Source organism: Planktothricoides sp. SR001, assembly GCF_001276715.1.
Taxonomy (GTDB): Bacteria; Cyanobacteriota; Cyanobacteriia; order Cyanobacteriales; family Laspinemataceae; genus Planktothricoides; species Planktothricoides raciborskii.
Genome location: NZ_LIUQ01000081.1, coordinates 5491 through 9207, shown reverse-complemented (window position 1 = coordinate 9207; position 3717 = coordinate 5491). Strand labels below are relative to the sequence as shown.

Annotated in this window: 1 protein-coding gene; it reads left to right on the top strand. The window is 46.4% G+C overall.

Features of this window, described 5'->3' with window-relative positions; genetic code table 11:
* Nucleotides 1-602: 602 nt before the first annotated feature.
* Nucleotides 603-3717: S8 family serine peptidase (locus AM228_RS26920; protein WP_156332095.1), on the top strand; the 3115-nt coding region annotated here is incomplete at its 3' end.

Genomic DNA, 3717 nt, shown 5'->3' with positions numbered 1-3717 from the left:
AATAATGTTATTTCTTGTTTTTTTTTGCTAATTAATGTTAGTAATTGAAAATGGGCAGCGGATGACGGCTCAGATTTGGCAAAAAACGGCTCAGATTTGGCAAAAAACGGCTCAGTGGATCCGGGTCAAATTGATCCAATTAAAGCAATTTTTAAACCTATATATAGTGGTTTAAATTATTTAAGCGCTACATTTAGGTTTTTAGTCAAATTCTTGGCGTCACTCTTGACGGTCAGTTTTAGATCGGTTTGGGTTTTTACTGGTATTTACTTACGTAAATTTACTGATCCGCAAGTGATCTGGATCTTTCCTGAAAAATAGGCGATCGTAGAAATTAAGCAGGTTTGAGAACGGTTGGAAAGCAGAAACCGGGCAAGCAAAGGTCAACCCCCATCTTCACGGGGGCGAACCCTAATCTCGATTTCCGCCACCCAACATCGACGAAAAACCCGGTTTCTACATAATTCAGGGGGTGCTAAACCATGCCTTAACTTGAAGATACGACCTATACCACCAGCCCTTTTGAGCAGACTTTCGGAATCAGAGTTTTTCCGAAAAATCCCATCTTTTTCCATCTTTATTTATTGAATGGTGCAATCATCATGTCTCCAGATTTTCGGTCAGATCGTGTCATAGTAAAACTAAAGCCCGGAGCTAATTCCAATGAGATTAGCAACTTACAGGCGCAAATCGGGGTCACAAAAGTTAGCAAAGCGTCACAACTTGGCATTGACATTTGGCAGATTCCCGACGGAAACGTAGAAAAAATCATCTCGACTTATAAGAATGATCCCCGCTTCGAGTACATCGAGCCGGACTATATCATCACCCTGGAAGATACCTCAAAAACCAGAAATCCTGAAGAAAGCTTAAGCATAATTACTCCCCAAGCCACCACTCCTAACGATCCTGGCTATTCCCAACTTTGGGGACTCAATAACACCGGTCAAAGTGGGGGTACAGCCGATGCCGATATTGACGCTCCCGAAGCGTGGGATATTCAAAAGGGCAACCAAAACTTAGTTATCGGTGTGATTGATACCGGCGTTGATTACAACCACCCGGACTTATCGGCGAATATCTGGACAAATCCAGGGGAAATCGCAGGCGATGGCATTGATAACGACAATAACGGATATATCGATGATGTCCGGGGTTGGGACTTTGCCTATAACGACAATAACCCGATGGATGTGCAGGGACACGGAACCCACGTTTCGGGAACCATTGCCGGAAAAGGCAATAACGGCATTGGGGTGACAGGGGTGGCTTGGAATGCCAAAATCATGCCACTTAAGTTTTTAGATGATAGTGGTTCCGGCTCTACATCCAATGCCATCCTAGCGATTAACTATGCAACAGCCAAGGGAGTCAAACTGACTAATAACTCTTGGGGAGGCGGTGGCTATAGTCAAGCTCTCTACGATGCCATCAATACTGCCGGACAACAGGGAGCTTTATTCATTGCGGCGGCGGGTAATAGTTCGCAAAACACAGACACAACCCCTGCTTACCCGGCCAGCTACGACCTAGCTAATATCATCTCAGTTGCCTCAACCACCCGCACCGATGGATTGTCCTCTTTCTCCAACTATGGAGCCACCACTGTAGATTTAGGAGCCCCTGGTTCGGATATTTATAGCACTCTTCCCAATAGTAGCTACGGGACTCTTAGTGGGACATCAATGGCGAGTCCCCATGTCACCGGGGCGGCGGCGTTGCTGTGGTCTCAAAATCCCACTTGGACGGCACAGCAGGTTAAGAATAGCCTCATGTCAACTGGGGACTCGATTTCTGCCCTCAATGGCAAAACTGTCTCAGGGAAGCGGTTGAATATTTATAACGCTTTAATGAGTAGCAACCTCCCCACTGTCACCGTCAATGTCAGTCCGGTGACAGTACAGGAAGATGGTTCAGGGAATTTAACCTACAGTTTTAGTCGCAGTGGAGATTTAACCTCTCCTATGACGGTTAACTTTGGGGTCGCGGGAACAGCTAATGCGGCTGCGGTTGGGAGTGACCCAGCCGACTATACGGTATTAACCAACAGCGCAGTGACATTTAGTCCTAGCACAAAAACAGGGACAATTACCTTTGCTGCTGGCTCTAGTACGGCCCAGGTAGTGGTTGACCCCACGGCTGATACCCTAGCAGAAAGCCAAAACGAAACCGTTGTTTTCAACATCAACTCCGGTACAGGATACATTGGGGGAACTCCTAATACGGCAACAGGAACAATCGTTTCCGAGGAAGTTTTGCCAATTTTCACCAACCCCAATAGTATTACTATTCCGGCGGGCGGCAGTGCCTCGCCTTATCCATCAACGATTAACGTTTCCGGTGTCAGTGGGAACATTACCAACATTCAAGTCAGCTTATTGGGTTTATCCCATACTTGGCCAGATGATGTAGATATGTTTCTGCTCGGCCCTGGGGGACAAAAAGTCATGCTCATGTCCGATGCTGGGGGAGGATATAGCTCACCCTTAAATAATGTCAATCTAACTTTTAGTGACAGCGCTTCAGGGACATTGCCAGATGACTCTCAAATTACATCAGGAACCTATCGTCCAACTGACTACGAAGTCGGTGATACCTTCTCTACTCCCGCACCCGCAGGCCCTTATGGTACGGCGTTGTCCGCATTCAATGGCACAAATCCCAATGGGGCTTGGCAGCTATTTGTGCAGGATGATGTAGGAGGGGATAGTGGTAGTATAGCTGGCGGCTGGAGTTTAACGATTCAAAGTTCTAGTTCTGGTGACACCACCCCACCTACAGCCAATAGTTTCAGCCCCGTTGATAATGCCACAGGGGTAGCAGTTGGTGCTAACTTAGTGGTCAACTTCAGTGAAGCGATTCAAAAAGGTAGTGGCAATATTGTTATCAAGAAAGTCTCGGATAATTCTGTTGTCGAAACCATTGCGGTTACTAACAGTAATGTCACCGTTAGTGGCAGTCAACTGACCATTAACCCAACTAATGACTTAGCACAAGGCACAGATTATTATGTAGAAATTGCCAACGGTGCGATTAAGGATATTGCGGGTAATAATTATGCGGGTATTACTGGTAATAGCACCTGGAATTTCCAAACCGTCGCCCCCACTGACACCACCCCACCCACAGTCAGCAGTTTCAGCCCTGCTGATAATGCCACAGGGGTAGCAGTTGGTGCTAACTTAGTGGTTAACTTCAGTGAAGCCATTCAAAAAGGTAGTGGCAATATTGTTATCAAGAAAGTCTCGGATAATTCTGTTGTCGAAACCATTGCGGTTACTAACAGTAATGTCACCGTTAGTGGCAGTCAACTGACAATTAACCCAACCAATGACTTAGCACAAGGCACAGATTATTATGTAGAAATTGCCAACGGTGCGATTAAGGATATTGCGGGGAATAATTATGCCGGTATTACTGGTAATAGCACCTGGAATTTTACCACCACCAGCCAAAGTTCAGGCTCTTTTACCGAAGATACTTCTATTTCCCTTCCTGGTGTTAACGTCAGTTCCGTAGCCTGGGCGGACTACAGCGGAGACGGTAAACAGGACTTCCTGTTGACGGGTTACACAGGTTCAGGCTACATCTCCAAACTGTACAAAAACACGGGCAATGGTTTCACCGAAGATACCACTGTTTCCCTTCCTGGTGTTGTCTACGGTTCCTTAGCCTGGGCGGACTACAGCGGAGACGGTAAACAGGACTTCCTGTTGA